A 13,810-nucleotide genomic window follows, 5' to 3' on the forward strand; every position below is an offset into this window, starting at 1 on the left:
GACGAGGTTGTTGAGAAAGCGAATTTTTAGGGGCATGTGCATAATAATTTTGCTCCAACACCCATGGTGTAAAGCCTGCGGAAACACCCTACTTTTCGACCACTTCAGTTATCCAAAAAGTTATCCACTGTTTTTGTGGATAACTAAAATAAAACTGTCATAGAGCGCTTCCGCTGTGACTAACTCACGTTGCATTAAGTGTTTACAGGGGTTAACAATCTTTTCAATAAACTCATCACCACTAAGGCTAGAACAGCAAACGTACCCAGAGGCAAAGCTATCCACAATTCTGGGTGGATCTGTGGGTTCAGATCAAAGCCATATTTCATCACAGCAGCGACACAAAGCTCTGCAGCTATGACGGCTACACCACTCGCAACAACGGCCATGATCCCATACTCCGCCCACAACGTGGTATTGATCCGTTTTTTACTTGTTCCCAAGGTACGATACAAGCGAATTTCTTGCTGTCGTTGAGAGAGGCTCAGCCTCAACAGCGTAAAGATCAGTAATAAACCAGCAACAACACCCAATAGAGCAAGAATAGTAATAGCAGAGACGATTTGTTGTACGAGTTCTTGTATCTTGTCTCCCATCGTACGAATATCGAGAACCGAAACCGTTGGATGAGCGCGAGACATTGAAGTTAGTAACGCATCATCATCTTCGCTAATACGATAACTGATCAAATAGGAGCCAGGTAAGCTAGCCATGACATCCGAAGAAAAAATGAAGTAGAAATTGGGCTTCATATCTCGCCATTCTACATGTCGGATACTATCAACCGTTGCATCGAAATTCTGGCTGTTAATCACAAAGCGAAGTGTATCACCCAGCTCTATCCCTAAGTCCTCTGCAACTTTAGCTTCGACTGAGACGCTGTCCTTATTCGTCCACTCACCAGAAAGCACTTCGTTGTATTCAGGTAACACATCGCCCCATGTCAGGTTGAGTTCACGACGAATCGCATCAGACCCCTCGCCTTGATACTCGATTTCCTTAACGTTCTCGCCATTAATTTCGGTCAATCTACCACGAATAATTGGGAATGCTTGTGACCGTGTCACTTGGTTTTTATCTAACGTTTCCAGATAGCTATCTAACTCATAGTCCGCAATATTTAAAGCAAATACATTCGGGGCGTCAGCTGGCAGAGTCCTCGCCCAGTCAGCAAGAATATCGCTACGCACCAACCAGATAATAGAAAGCAACATTAGAGATAACGATAACGCACCAAACTGAAGTCCACTCGTAAGCGGCGTTCTGTTGATACGACTTAAAGCCAGTTTCATTGCAGGGCGTGTTGATATCCGTGCAAATAATTTGGTGAGTCCAACGCTCACCGCCGCCAACACAATAAATAATGTCGCAATACCAGCTAAGACTATCCACACCAACGTGTTATTAGCATAAATAACCAATAGAGGAACCACTGGGACCAAAACTAACAACATACGTTTCCATGAACGTTTTGCTGTCCCTTGCTGGAGCACTTCTAAGGCGGGAGTTTTGATAAGGCCAAGTAGTGGAATCCCAAGTGCAGGCACCGTAATCAATATGGCAGAGGCGACAGACACAAGTATTGGTGTGACGCCGTAACTAGGTAATGGATTTGGCAGCAAGTCTTTCAGTGGGATTCGCAATAGGTACTCTAACCCACTGCCAAGCAAGATGCCGACGACACTTGCACTCACCAACAGAATCGTAACTTGTATTAAAAGCCATTTTTCAATCCAGCGACGACTTGCCCCTAAGCTCTTTAACATCGCTATGGTTTGCGTGCGGCTGTTCACGTAACTTTGACACGTTAATACTAATGTAGTTGCCGCCATTATGATGACAATAGCAACGGTAAGAGATAAGTATTGAGTCGTGCGGTCGAATACTTCATTACTGCGACTTGCGGTGTCTTGTGTTCGCCAACGGTCACTGGGTGAAAGCTCGGTGCTGTCTTGCAATTTAGTAAGAGTCGCGTCGTCACCTTTCAGAAACAATCGGTATTGTACTCGACTACCAACTTGTATTGCGCCCGTTTTGGCCACGTCTGACGAACTTATGTAGGCGGAAGGCATTTGTTGGAAAGGATTAAAACTCAGTCCCGGTTCCATTAATACTGCGCCTGAAACCGTAAAATCAGCATCGCCTATCGTGACAATGTCACCTTTACTTACTTCTAGCTGGGCCATAATACGTTCATCAAGCCACAGTTGGTTCTGCGTTACATGACCTGACTCATTACTATCCAGTACTAGGTCCCCCATAAGTGGGTAGTTTTCATCAACCGCCCTTACGGTAATCAACTGCATCCCATTCTCACTAAAAGCCATGGTCGCAAACCGCGTCATAGTTGAACGTTCAAGCGCTTGTGTGCTCGCTAGAAGCGGTTCTGGAATCGGATTGGCAGAGACAAAAACAGCGTCAGCAGTTAACGCATCCTTACCTTGTTTAATAATCACCTGCTCCATTCGCTCCGCCAGTGCCGATAATGCGAAAATGCTAGCGATCACCAATACCAATGCCACACTGATGGGCCATAAGTTACCTTGACGTATTTCACCTAAACTCCAGCGGATAAGACTCTTATTTGGTGATTGTTTAGGGTTAACGTGCCCTTGGTCGGAACCTTGTTCGCTTGAAGAAATTACGGACATGCCACCTCCTCTATCATTTCACCCGCTTCCATTCGATAAACACGGTCACAACGGCTTGCCAAATGACTGTCGTGGGTGACAAGAATCAAGGTCGTTCCATGTTGCTCGTTGAGGTCGAATAACAGCTCGATGACTTTCTCTGCGGTTTGATGGTCTAGGTTACCAGTTGGTTCGTCAGCAAATAACAACTCCGGCTGGGTCATAAACGCTCTTGCAAGTGCGACGCGTTGTTGCTCACCCCCTGATAGTTGGCTCGGTAAGTGGTCAAGTCGCTTTTCCAAACCAACCGCGGTTAACAATTCAGTCGCTCTTGCATCATTCTCAGCCTCACCACGTAGGAGACAAGGAAGAGTGACATTACGTAACGCGCTGAGACTTGGGATAAGAAGAAAGCTTTGAAATACGAACCCCAACGAATCTGCTCGGATTTTAGCGCGAGCTTCATCGTCCAATTTGGAAAGCTCATGCCCTAACAATGTAATTTCACCCGATGTTGGAGTATCTAGGCCTGCAAGCAGTGTCATCAGCGTCGATTTACCCGCTCCCGACGTACCCACGATGGCGATTTTTTCTCCCTTTCTAATGTCGACGTTTACATTTTTAAGGATTGTTAATTGTTCTTGATTAGTAGAAACTTGTTTAGAAACCAAATTCGCTTGAACAATAGGTGCTTTAAGTACAGGTGTTTGCATGATTCGTATACTTTCCTTAGTTCTCTTTCTTAGTCTTTCCGCGACCGCTATGGCGAGCGAAAAGCTTCTTGTATTGGGCGACAGTCTGAGCGCTGGCTATCAAATGCCGATTGAGGAGAGTTGGCCTAGCTTACTCCCAGACGCGTTATTAGAACATGGCCAAGATGTAAAAGTTGTTAACGGCAGTATCTCTGGTGACACCACGGGAAACGGCTTGGCCCGCTTACCCCAGTTATTGAAGCAACACTCTCCTGACGTTGTACTCATCGAGCTAGGCGCTAATGACGGACTTCGAGGCTTCCCACCTAAGCTTATTACGTCGAACCTATCGAAAATGATTACCATGATCAAAGATTCTGGTGCGAATGTGATCATGATGCAAATCCGTGTACCGCCTAATTATGGTAAACGCTACAGTGACATGTTCTACGATATCTACCCTAAGCTCGCAGAACATCAACAAGTTGAGTTGATGCCTTTCTTCCTAGAGCATGTAATCATCAAACCAGAATGGATGATGTCCGACGGCCTACACCCTAAACCAGAGGCACAGCCTTTTATTGCCGACTTTGTCGCGGAAGAATTGGTTAAACATCTCTAATTTTACTGGTCTAGCTCAATAAGTTTTACCTAACTTTACGTTACTCTTATCTGAATCTTATTCACCAAGGTCACATAATAAAAATGCAAATAGAACCGTTAATTCAAGGTGTTGTAGCTCGTTCGTCGCATCCATATGGTTGCCGTGCTTCCATCAAAGAGCAAATTGATTTCGTAAAACAAGCGCCACAAATCAAAAAAGGCCCAAAGCGGGTTTTGATCATTGGTGCTTCCTCCGGCTTTGGATTGGCCGCTCGTATCGCCCTAACCTTTGGTGGCGCAGAAGCTGACACAATTGGCGTATCTTTTGAACGCGGCCCGTCAGACAAAGGGGTTGGTAGCGCAGGTTGGTACAACAATATCTTCTTTAAAGAAGAAGCAATACATCATGGCCGTACAGCCATCAACATCGTTGGCGATGCCTTTTCGGATACGGTCCGTAATCAAGTGATTGAAGCGATTGAAACCTACTTTGAAGGTGAAGTTGACTTAGTTATTTACAGCTTGGCAACGGGTGTTCGTCCTATGCCGAATTCAGAAGAGTTTTGGCGCAGTGTTATCAAACCTATCGGCGAGTCAGTCACTGGCGCTTCAATTATGCTAGAGAACGATCAATGGGTTGAATCGTCACTTGAACCAGCAACCGAAGAAGAAGCGGCTGCGACCATCAAAGTCATGGGCGGTGATGACTGGGAAAGTTGGATTGATGCTTTAATCAACTCAGAATCGGTTGCTGAAGGCTGTAAAACCATTGCTTTCTCTTACATGGGCCCAGAAGTAACTCACCCTATCTACCTTGACGGTACGTTGGGCCGAGCAAAGGTAGACTTACACCAAACCAGCCATTCGTTGAATTTGAAAATGGCTAACTTCGGCGGTAGTGCTCACGCGACGGTGTGTAAAGCTTTAGTGACCAAAGCGAGTGTATTCATACCGGCGTTGAGCCCTTATCTACTGGCGCTTTATCGCGTGATGAAAGAAAAAGGCACACATGAACGATGTATTGAGCAAATGCAACGTTTATTCACAACTAAGTTGTATGACCAAGAAAAAGTACCCGTCGATGGTGAACGCTTGATCCGTATTGATGATCTTGAGTTAGATCCACAAGTTCAACAAGAGGTCTCTGCCATCCTTGAGCAAATGAATGCAGACAATTTTAAAGAGCTTGGCGATTATGAAGGCTTCAAAGATGAGTTCATGAAGCTGAACGGGTTTAACTTTGAAGGCGTGGATTACTCACAAGACATCTCTTTAAAAACATTAAAAGCACTCAAGCCATAGCCAACAGCTTGTCTCATAGGTGAGATAGTGCCAAGTAATTCAAAGTCCTGAACGGTTTTCAGGACTTTTTTTTGTTTCGAAATCTCCCACCCCTATACTTAATCTTAACGAGTGGTTAAATAGCAGCCTCAGCACAAGAATAAAAACAAAACCTCTATTCACAGGAAGTGAACGTTCGGGAAGGATACCTTATGGGAACATTGCAAACTTTAGATTATAAGATCCCAGAGTCCATGCAGAAAAGTTGGCAAAACATCGTCAACCTTCTCGCGCAAATTGCTAATGTTCCGACCACACTCATCATGCGCATCCACCCTAACCATATCGAAGTCAACACCGCAAGCGAGACACAAAATAACCCTTACAAAGTCGGTGATAAAGAAGGACTTGGACACGGCCTCTATTGCGAACATGTCATTGAACACAAAAGGGAGCTCATGGTGCCCAACGCTTTGCTCGATGACGAATGGAAAAATAATCCTGATATTAAGCTTGGTATGATTTCCTACTGCGGCTTGCCCCTTTACTGGCCAAATGGGGAAACATTTGGAACGATCTGCATGCTCGACTCCAAAGAAAATCAATACAACGCAACTTATCGGAAGCTTCTAAATACTTTCAAAGAGTCCATCGAAGCGCAGCTCGCGGTGGTTTTTCAACAACACAAGCTGATGAGACTAAACAGTGAACTTAAAAACCGAGTCGAAACTCGCACCACCGACCTAGCCCAACTCAGCTATTCCTTAACCAAAGAAATCGACCGTCGTAAAGCCGCAGAAAAGCAAGTGAGTTACCAAAAAACACACGACCAAGGTACAGGCTTTTTAAACCGTTCCGCATTAGAGAAAGTCCTCGATAGCACGTTAGAAGCATTGAATCATGAACATGAAGCGCTTGCCGTGATTAACGTAGGATTCAGCAACGCACGTAGCATACAGACAAAATTTGGCTTTGAAGGTTTTGATGAAGTACTCAAAGAATTTCGCTTTCGCTTAGGCCATAACGAAACCAGTTATTTTGTCACGGGTCGACCGAGTTCCAATGACCTTGTGATTGTCGTATCGGGAGAAGATGTCGAAAACAAAGTCCAGAAACTGCTAGAAGATATCACACATGTAAGTGTTGGTAATTTCTACATCGAAGATACCGAGGTCCATTTACACTCTTACATTGGGGTTGTTCAAGCGCACAGAAACAGCCATTCCAAACAACTGCTACAAAACGCTTGCTACGCGATGCTGCTCTGTAAAGAGTCAGGTGAACCCTACAGTTACTTCTGCGAAAGCCATACACAAGAACTCAATAACCATAACCAACTAGAAAGCTACCTACTCCAAGCAGTCAGAAACGACGACTTAATGCTTTATTTTCAACCCAAAGTACTGCCCCATACTCACAAGTGGATCGGTGCCGAAGCCTTACTGCGCTGGCGTCATCCAGTATTAGGCGATGTTTCGAATGAGGCTCTCATTCATATGGCAGAACAAAATGGTTTGATATTTGAAGTCGGTTCGTTTGTGCTACGCACCGCCATCGATAAAGCTAAACAATGGTCTGAGTTAGTGGATAACTTTAAGATTGCCGTTAACGTATCACCCATACAATTGCAGAACGTCAACTTTGCGGAACAAATTGAACACTTACTTGAAACCTTCCATCTGCCCGCTCACTTTCTAGAACTTGAAGTCACCGAAAGCGCTCTCATTGCTGATGAGGTTGTTGCTCGTAATACATTGAATAAACTCCACAACTTAGGCGTGACATTGTCACTTGATGATTTTGGAACAGGATACGCGTCGTTCAGTTACCTAAAGAAATACCCGTTTGATGCGATTAAAATCGATAAAAGCTTTGTTCAGCAAATGGATAAGTCCGATGATGACCGTGCCATTATTTGTTCTATCATACACATCGCTAAAAAGTTGGAGTTACAAGTCGTCATAGAAGGCATTGAGTCCGCCCAGCAAGAACAATTTTTAATTGGCGAAGGCTGCGACATTGGGCAAGGGTTTCTTTATGGCAAGCCTATGCCTTGTAACGAATTTGAGCAAAGTTTGTTTAATCAAAACCTCTTGGGTGGTCAATACACCTATTCTTCCTAAGCATTTGCTTTACTCTGCTTGCGGTGGTTTCTATAATCGCCGCCCGCTTCCAATAAAAAGGCCAATATCTTCATGGATCAGTTGACTGCCACGCTAAAAAAAATCGAAAAGCAGAACTACCGCGCTTACCAGCAAATCAAAGGTCAATACGACTTCGATGATTTCAATCTGTACATTGATCATGTACAAGGCGACCCATACGCTTCTGCTTCTCGCTTGCGTGCAACTCGTGCTTGGTCACTCACTGGCCTTGAATGGCTAAAAGATGAATCTCCAGCTTTCCAACGTGCAGCGCGTGATTTCATTGCACGAAGCTTTGAGCAATTTGCGAAACAAGAGAATACGGTAACTATCTCGCTAAGCGGCCAGACCGTGCTAGACAACACGGCAGTCCTTTTTACTGAAGAAGGTATTGAATTACGTTTCCGCGTGAACCTTCCTGCGGAAGGACGTCAAGTGCTTGGTAAAAAAGCCAATAACATTCTGACTTTCCATCTACCAAAATTCATCCGCCGTGCAACGCTGGAACGTGAGCTAGACAAAGAAGCCTTGTTAGAGCACTGCCAAGTGGTGGAAGATCAAGCGGCGCTGCGTGAACAGTTGGAAGTGAACAATCTCGTAGCTTTCGTTGCGAATGGAAGCATTCTTCCTCGTATCGCAGGTAACTGCGATCTACCAATGAAAGAAGCGGTCGAATTCAAAGCCCCTGAAGACCTTCAAGTTACACTCCACGCCCCTAACAAAGGCTACGTAACAGGCCTAGGTATTCCAAAAGGAATTACATTGATCGTTGGTGGTGGCTTCCATGGTAAATCAACGTTATTGAATGCAATTGAGCGTTCTATTTACGACCACATTCCAGGTGATGGCCGTGAGTACATTGTTACCGATGCAAACGCGATGAAGATTCGTGCAGAAGACGGCCGTTGTGTTCATCACTTGAACTTGTCGAACTACATCAACCACTTACCAAGGAGCAAAGATACCGCCGACTTTTCTACTCAAGATGCATCTGGCTCAACCTCTCAAGCCGCTTGGTTGCAAGAGTCAATTGAAGCCGGTGCAAGCTCACTGCTTATTGATGAAGATACGTCAGCGACTAACTTTATGATCCGTGATGAGCGTATGCAGGCATTGGTTGCAAAAGGTGATGAGCCAATTACTCCCCTTGTGGATCGCATTGGCCAATTACGTAATGAGCTGCAGATATCAACCATTATTGTTATGGGGGGGTCTGGTGATTACTTAGACGTTGCAGACACCGTCATTCAAATGCACGATTACCAAGCGGTTAACGTGACAGAAAAAGCCAAACAAGTGATAGCTCAGCACCCTACTCAGCGTCATAACGAATCTGAAGAGCCTCTGCAAACGTTCCGTCCGCGTGCACTTAATCGTGTCGCGTTAATGAACATTTTGATGGATGGCAAATTCCGCGTAAATGCAAAAGGCAAAGATTCACTTCGCTTCGGTAAAGAGTTCGCTGATTTAAGTGCTTTGGAGCAACTAGAATCCGCGGATGAAGTGAACACCATTGGCTGGCTGTGGTTCCAGTTAGCGCAACTTCCAGGTTGGTGTAACAACCCTGCGAAAGAGATTGATGACATGCTAGTTGGCGAATGGCACGCAAACTTACCTAAGCAAGGCGATCTAGCTAAGCCACGTACACTTGACGTAATGGCAGCGTTAAACCGCATGCGTAAATCTCAGTTTAAGCCAACCAACTGATTCTATCGTTCAAGAACCTAAAGAAGAATTAAATAAGGCAGCGTTTCATCGCTGCCTTTTTATGTTCAACTGTTTTCTAGTTAACTATCCGTTTCTTAATACGTTCCACGCATCACACAGCACACGAAAGCGTTCTGCGCTGCCGTTTTCTCTATCTGGATGCCAACGCAACGCTAATTTTCGCCATTGCTTACGGATCTCCACTCTTGTCGCGTCGCGCCCTAACTCAAACAGACTCAACGCTTTGGACCTATCAATACAAGAACTGGATGAGCCACCAATGAAGTGTTGATAGCGATTCCAAAAGTCATTCAGCAATCGGCGTACCTCTCCTTCGTTGGCTTCATAATTACTCCAGTCGAGGTAGTATTCTCGTAACGGATTCGTCGTATCGATAGTATGGCGCGTAGCTTCTAATGAGGACATTAACACCATGTCCATGGCTTCAACTTGCAGCCAACCTTCTGGATATAACGTTTCTTGTAATTGAAAGAGCGCATTCATCAACAAGAAGTTACGTTTGAAGAGATCTTTATCTGGAGATGAGTCTAATTGGGCAATGTAACCATGCTCACTCAATTCATGAGCTAGAGTATGCACTTTCCAGCCTGAAGGTTTCTTTTTGAGGATTTCGAGAATCGGCCATAACAATGGGTTTTCCATATCATGATGACCACGTTGGCAAACGTCATGTTGTTCGTCCATGCATCCTCTTTGTTTTCACGGTGTATTCTCTAAAGCTAGTCAATTTGTACCATAAACACAAAAAGGCCGACAGTAAGAAACGGTCGGCCTTTTGAACGAAGATCTCATTGATTTAAATAACGCCGAGTTCTCGTAGTCGTTCCATCAGGTAACTATGTGCTGTGTAACGTTCCGAAAGCACTGTATCAGGCTTTGGATGGAGGAATAACGGCAAAGAAATGCGGGAGTTCTCTTGACGCCCCCCCGTTGGGTTGATGACTCGGTGCGTCGTTGATGGGAAGTAACCCCCTGATGCTTCTTGTAGCATGTCACCAATGTTGATGATCATATTACCAAAGTCACAAGGCACATCTAACCAATCACCTTCTTTGCTCTTAACTTGCAAGCCCGGCTCATTTGCCGCAGGCAGCACCGTGAGTAAGTTGATGTCTTCATGAGCCGCAGCGCGAATTGCTCCCGGTTCTTCTTCACCCGTCATTGGTGGGTAATGCAAAACGCGTAGCAATGTTTTGTCGCTATTGTTGATCATTTCAGACAGCGCAATAGAAAACTTCTCTTGAACCTCTTTCGGTGCGTACTCTTCTACCCAGCCAAGTAATTCTTGAGCAAATGCGTTCGCACGTTCGTAATACTCTAAGATTTCTTTTTCTAGCTGCACAGGGATCTGACCCCATGGGTATACATGGAAGTACTCTTTGATGTCTTTTACGCTGTGGCCTTTCGCAACTTCAGAAACGGAAGGTGGAAAATAACCGTCTTGTGTTTCAACATTAAATTGGAAATCGTTTTTTTGCGCTGAGCTGAAAAACTCGTACCAGTTTTTGTAAATTGACTCGACCAGCTCTTGTGGGATTGGGTGGTTTTTTAATACACCGAACCCAGTTTCACGTAGTGAGGTGACGAACTGTTGAGCAGCATCGTCAGCAAGATAATCGACAGTTTCCAGTTTCATGACTTTAGTTCTTTTTTATTAGACTGAGTCGTGAATTCTATGGATGGGCATGTTGTAAATCAAACTTTAATGAAATGTTTCCGCGCAAACGTTTTATTGTTGAGCAGTTTGCCAATATATCAACAAAAACAGTAATCATTATTTTGATAAAACAAACAATTGCACAGCGTTCAATTAAGTGTAATCATAACGTCAGTATTTAATTGAAGGATCAATTTCTCTATGAAGAATACTTCTACCTTATTGGGTTTAACCATTTTCTATGCCGTCGTATTTCTGTTTTCAGCGTTAGAGCCGAGCTCTCGAGCGGTGTGGTTCGCCGAAATCGTACCAGCCATTGGTATTCTCATCGCGATTTGGGCACTGTCTATTCGTTACCAATTCAGTAACACCGCTTACGTATTGATGTTCATTTGGCTTTGCTTACACACCATTGGCGCAAAATACACGTTCGCAGAAGTCCCCTTTGACTGGTTTAACAATTTGATTGGGTCTGAGCGCAACAACTTCGACCGAGTCGCGCACTTTTCTATTGGCTTATACGCATACCCAATCGCTGAATATCTGATTAATAAAAAGAAAATCAGCGCAAGCTTCGCTTCTTGGTTTGCTCTGTTTGCAATCATGTCGTTAGCGGCTGGCTACGAGATCATTGAATGGTGGTACGCCGCGATTGCGGGTGGAGATGAAGGCATTGCCTTTCTGGGATCACAGGGCGATATTTGGGACGCCCAGAAAGACATGTTGTGCGACACCATGGGTGCGATAGTTTCTTTGTTATTACTGACAACTCAACGTCGATTGGCGAAGCCATTCTAAATACGGATTAAACCCTTCGACAATTGGGACCTGTACGATTTGAGCAACTTCATATTCGTGCAGGTCTTTTATTTTGTCTTCCACTAATGCATACAAATCACGCCGCGTCTTAATCACCATGAGCCATTCGTTATCGCTGCAAATTTCCCCTTTCCACACATAATGACTTTCTATTGGCATAGTTTGAATGCACGCCGCGAGTTTAGCCTCTAGTAGACCTTTGATAATTTCATCTCGGTTTTGTTGTGTACCCGCTGTACTCAGTACCATGCAGTAATCATGTTGTTCGCTCATAACTGACTCTTATTTCATCGTGACCTTGCCGCCAATCATCTTGAAGGCCGGCGTTCCTCTTACCAACGTATCTCGTGCAAACTCTTGCTCGCAACCCGGACAAACACAAGGCACTTTAGTGAAGTCTTCTACAATACGTTCTTTAAAACATTTGACCAAAGCACCCTTTCCTCCTTTACGGTATTTAAACAGCTGAGCTTTGCATTTTGCGCAGTATATTTCGACGGTTTTTGTCGGTTGTTTTTTATTCGGTTTCGCCATTTTTCTCTATTTCTGGTTTTACCCATACATTGCTAAAGTCGAACCAGCCTAGTGCGTTGCATTTGGCGTTTTGTAATGCGCCACTGTGGTCTTTGTTTACGCCAAGCCAACAGTGGAACATCGGGATGACTTGGCAACTTTTCACTAATTGTCGACCAAGCTCTCGTGCAGGAAAATCATTGTGTTGCCCTGCTCGCCACTGATCCACCAGCGTTGCCCATCCAGAAAAGTCGTACCCTGCGCTAAATTTATCGATATCACTGTAGTCTAGTAGCCAACCTGCTAGTGCGTCATTGCGATTAGTGGCAATACCCATGGCTTTAATCCAAATATCCACTTCTTCTGGGGAAGGCGGCTGAGTATCATAGCGAATGAAATCTACATCGATACCATGCGGCTTTAACAGTGTTTTAATGGCCTTCCCGATGACCGGAAACATTGGGTGTTTTTTCTGATAAGCAACACAAATCGTTTTCTCTTTTTGAGGCGCATCACCTCCCATTGTGGGCTTAAGATCTATCCAACCAGGTTTTAATCCAAATGCTTGAAGCACTCCGAGTTCGATGACCTTATCTTGTGGCACAAGAGAGTAAATTTGATAACTGTTCAATACCTGACTTAGGAACTCTGCCCAACGTGGGTCTTTCGCTATCCCTTTGTTTTTATTGAGTAGTAAAAAGGTACAGCCCGGGTCCAGTTCGACTTCATCGGTGGAGGCTTGTTTGTCCATTTGTGGTTTTGACAAGCTTGGGTAAACCATCGAAGAGTACGCTTCATCAATCACCCAGACTTCGACTTGGTCAAGTAGCGGACGTAGTCCAAAATAACCGTCAAACGCTGTTAATATCAGTCGTTTGTCATCGTTTACTTTGACTTGAAATGGACCTGTACCAACGGGTTTTCGATCAAACTCTTCTGAGCGAAGCGTCTTGGGAAGCAGGACTTTCGCCTGAGACTCACTCAACGCGAGGGGCAAATACTTATCAGGACGTACAAGATGGATGTCCACCGTCCACGGTTCTGGTGAAATCACTTTTTCTATATGAGAAAACAGATTCAAGCCACTCAATGCAGAAATGCTTTCAATGACACAGTCCGTCGTGAGCAACTCTCCATTATGGAAACGAACACCTCGGCGCAAATAAAAACGCCAATGGGTATCGGATAGCGCTTCCCAATAGTGCGCCAAATCCGGCTGCAGTTGTTCGTTGTCGTCGAGCTTAGTCAAACCGCTGAATACTTGTCGGGCAATATGTTGCTCAGACCGACGCATCGGTTTCTGAGGATTCAACATGGCTAATGGCCGATAGTAAGGCAAACGGACGACTTGCTCACCCTGACGGTGCTGCAAACCAAGGTAGCCTTGGATTACTTGAGTCAGTTTGGCGGCATCATTGTCTAACGCTTCTAAAGCTTGCCCGATTTTTCCTTCATCAAGATAACGACGAGCCAAGTTTTCACTCACGTCACTGCGATTACGTTTAAAGACAAGTTTAGAGAGTTTTCCTCGACCAGCGGCAGGATGCCACTCAATCCACCCTTCTTCCTCTAATTTATTGAGAACGATTCGGGCATTACGTCGAGTACAAAAGAGCGCTTCGGTAATGTCTTCGAGTTGAACTTCCGTGTCATTACCAGAAAATTTTTCAAACAGTGTTTCGAATTGAACACGTAAACGAGGACTGCTCATAAAGAGGAAATTTTAGTTTTCATTGCGATAAA

12 protein-coding genes are annotated in these 13,810 nt (G+C 44.6%); 5 read left to right on the plus strand and 7 right to left on the minus strand.

Translation table 11 applies throughout. The features are described from left to right. Window positions 1-194: 194 nt before the first annotated feature. The gene (locus C1S74_RS22435; protein WP_045401850.1) at window positions 195-2,651 is read right to left on the minus strand and encodes an ABC transporter permease; all 2,457 of its coding nucleotides are present in this window, start codon (window positions 2,649-2,651) and stop codon (window positions 195-197) included. Continuing rightward, window positions 2,642-3,343 (minus strand): ABC transporter ATP-binding protein, encoded by a 702-nt coding sequence (locus C1S74_RS22440; protein WP_038870743.1) that lies wholly within the window; start codon window positions 3,341-3,343, stop codon window positions 2,642-2,644. The genes C1S74_RS22435 and C1S74_RS22440 overlap by 10 nt, the downstream gene beginning before the upstream one ends. Here C1S74_RS22440 and tesA point away from each other — a divergent pair. The 4 genes from tesA to C1S74_RS22460 all read left to right on the plus strand — a co-directional run bounded on the left by tesA (window position 3,342) and on the right by C1S74_RS22460 (window position 9,057). Next, window positions 3,342-3,944, plus strand: coding sequence for a multifunctional acyl-CoA thioesterase I/protease I/lysophospholipase L1 (gene tesA / locus C1S74_RS22445; RefSeq protein WP_038877902.1), 603 nt, complete (start codon window positions 3,342-3,344; stop codon window positions 3,942-3,944). The two genes, C1S74_RS22440 and tesA, sit on opposite strands and share 2 nt — an antisense overlap. 83 nt (window positions 3,945-4,027) lie before the next feature. Beyond that, on the plus strand, window positions 4,028-5,227 hold the full coding sequence (fabV, locus tag C1S74_RS22450) for an enoyl-ACP reductase FabV (RefSeq protein ID WP_045401853.1): 1,200 nt from the start codon (window positions 4,028-4,030) through the stop codon (window positions 5,225-5,227). A gap of 191 nt (window positions 5,228-5,418) precedes the next feature. Continuing rightward, on the plus strand, window positions 5,419-7,329 hold the full coding sequence (locus tag C1S74_RS22455; RefSeq protein WP_045401855.1) for a bifunctional diguanylate cyclase/phosphodiesterase: 1,911 nt from the start codon (window positions 5,419-5,421) through the stop codon (window positions 7,327-7,329). Window positions 7,330-7,401: 72 nt separating this feature from the next. Beyond that, window positions 7,402-9,057: an ABC-ATPase domain-containing protein gene (locus C1S74_RS22460; protein ID WP_045401858.1), complete on the plus strand. Its 1,656-nt coding sequence runs from the start codon at window positions 7,402-7,404 to the stop codon at window positions 9,055-9,057. An 84-nt stretch (window positions 9,058-9,141) separates the two neighbouring features. On the opposite strand, the gene C1S74_RS22465 is transcribed toward C1S74_RS22460, so the two are convergent. Then, complete coding sequence (locus C1S74_RS22465) at window positions 9,142-9,762, minus strand: DNA-J related domain-containing protein (protein ID WP_045401861.1); 621 nt, start codon at window positions 9,760-9,762, stop codon at window positions 9,142-9,144. A 112-nt stretch (window positions 9,763-9,874) separates the two neighbouring features. Next, entirely contained in the window at window positions 9,875-10,714 is an 840-nt protein-coding gene (locus C1S74_RS22470) for an isopenicillin N synthase family dioxygenase (protein ID WP_038870749.1), read from the minus strand. A 222-nt stretch (window positions 10,715-10,936) separates the two neighbouring features. Here C1S74_RS22470 and C1S74_RS22475 point away from each other — a divergent pair, with 222 nt between their 5' ends. Continuing rightward, window positions 10,937-11,533: a DUF2238 domain-containing protein gene (locus tag C1S74_RS22475; protein WP_038870750.1), complete on the plus strand. Its 597-nt coding sequence runs from the start codon at window positions 10,937-10,939 to the stop codon at window positions 11,531-11,533. Here the strand turns inward: C1S74_RS22475 and cutA are convergent. From cutA to C1S74_RS22490, 3 genes are read right to left on the minus strand one after another with little or no spacing between them, the layout of a single operon-like run. Continuing rightward, window positions 11,495-11,827 carry a divalent-cation tolerance protein CutA gene (gene cutA, locus C1S74_RS22480; protein WP_038877912.1) on the minus strand — a complete coding sequence of 111 codons (333 nt, stop codon included), beginning with the start codon at window positions 11,825-11,827 and terminating at the stop codon, window positions 11,495-11,497. The two genes, C1S74_RS22475 and cutA, sit on opposite strands and share 39 nt — an antisense overlap. 9 nt (window positions 11,828-11,836) lie before the next feature. After that, window positions 11,837-12,088 carry a hypothetical protein gene (locus C1S74_RS22485; protein WP_038870753.1) on the minus strand — a complete coding sequence of 84 codons (252 nt, stop codon included), beginning with the start codon at window positions 12,086-12,088 and terminating at the stop codon, window positions 11,837-11,839. Beyond that, window positions 12,072-13,778 (minus strand): SgrR family transcriptional regulator, encoded by a 1,707-nt coding sequence (locus tag C1S74_RS22490; protein ID WP_038870755.1) that lies wholly within the window; start codon window positions 13,776-13,778, stop codon window positions 12,072-12,074. The genes C1S74_RS22485 and C1S74_RS22490 overlap by 17 nt, the downstream gene beginning before the upstream one ends. Window positions 13,779-13,810 lie beyond the last annotated feature (32 nt).

The sequence above is a fragment of the Vibrio hyugaensis genome (assembly GCF_002906655.1).
Lineage (GTDB): Bacteria > Pseudomonadota > Gammaproteobacteria > Enterobacterales > Vibrionaceae > Vibrio > Vibrio hyugaensis.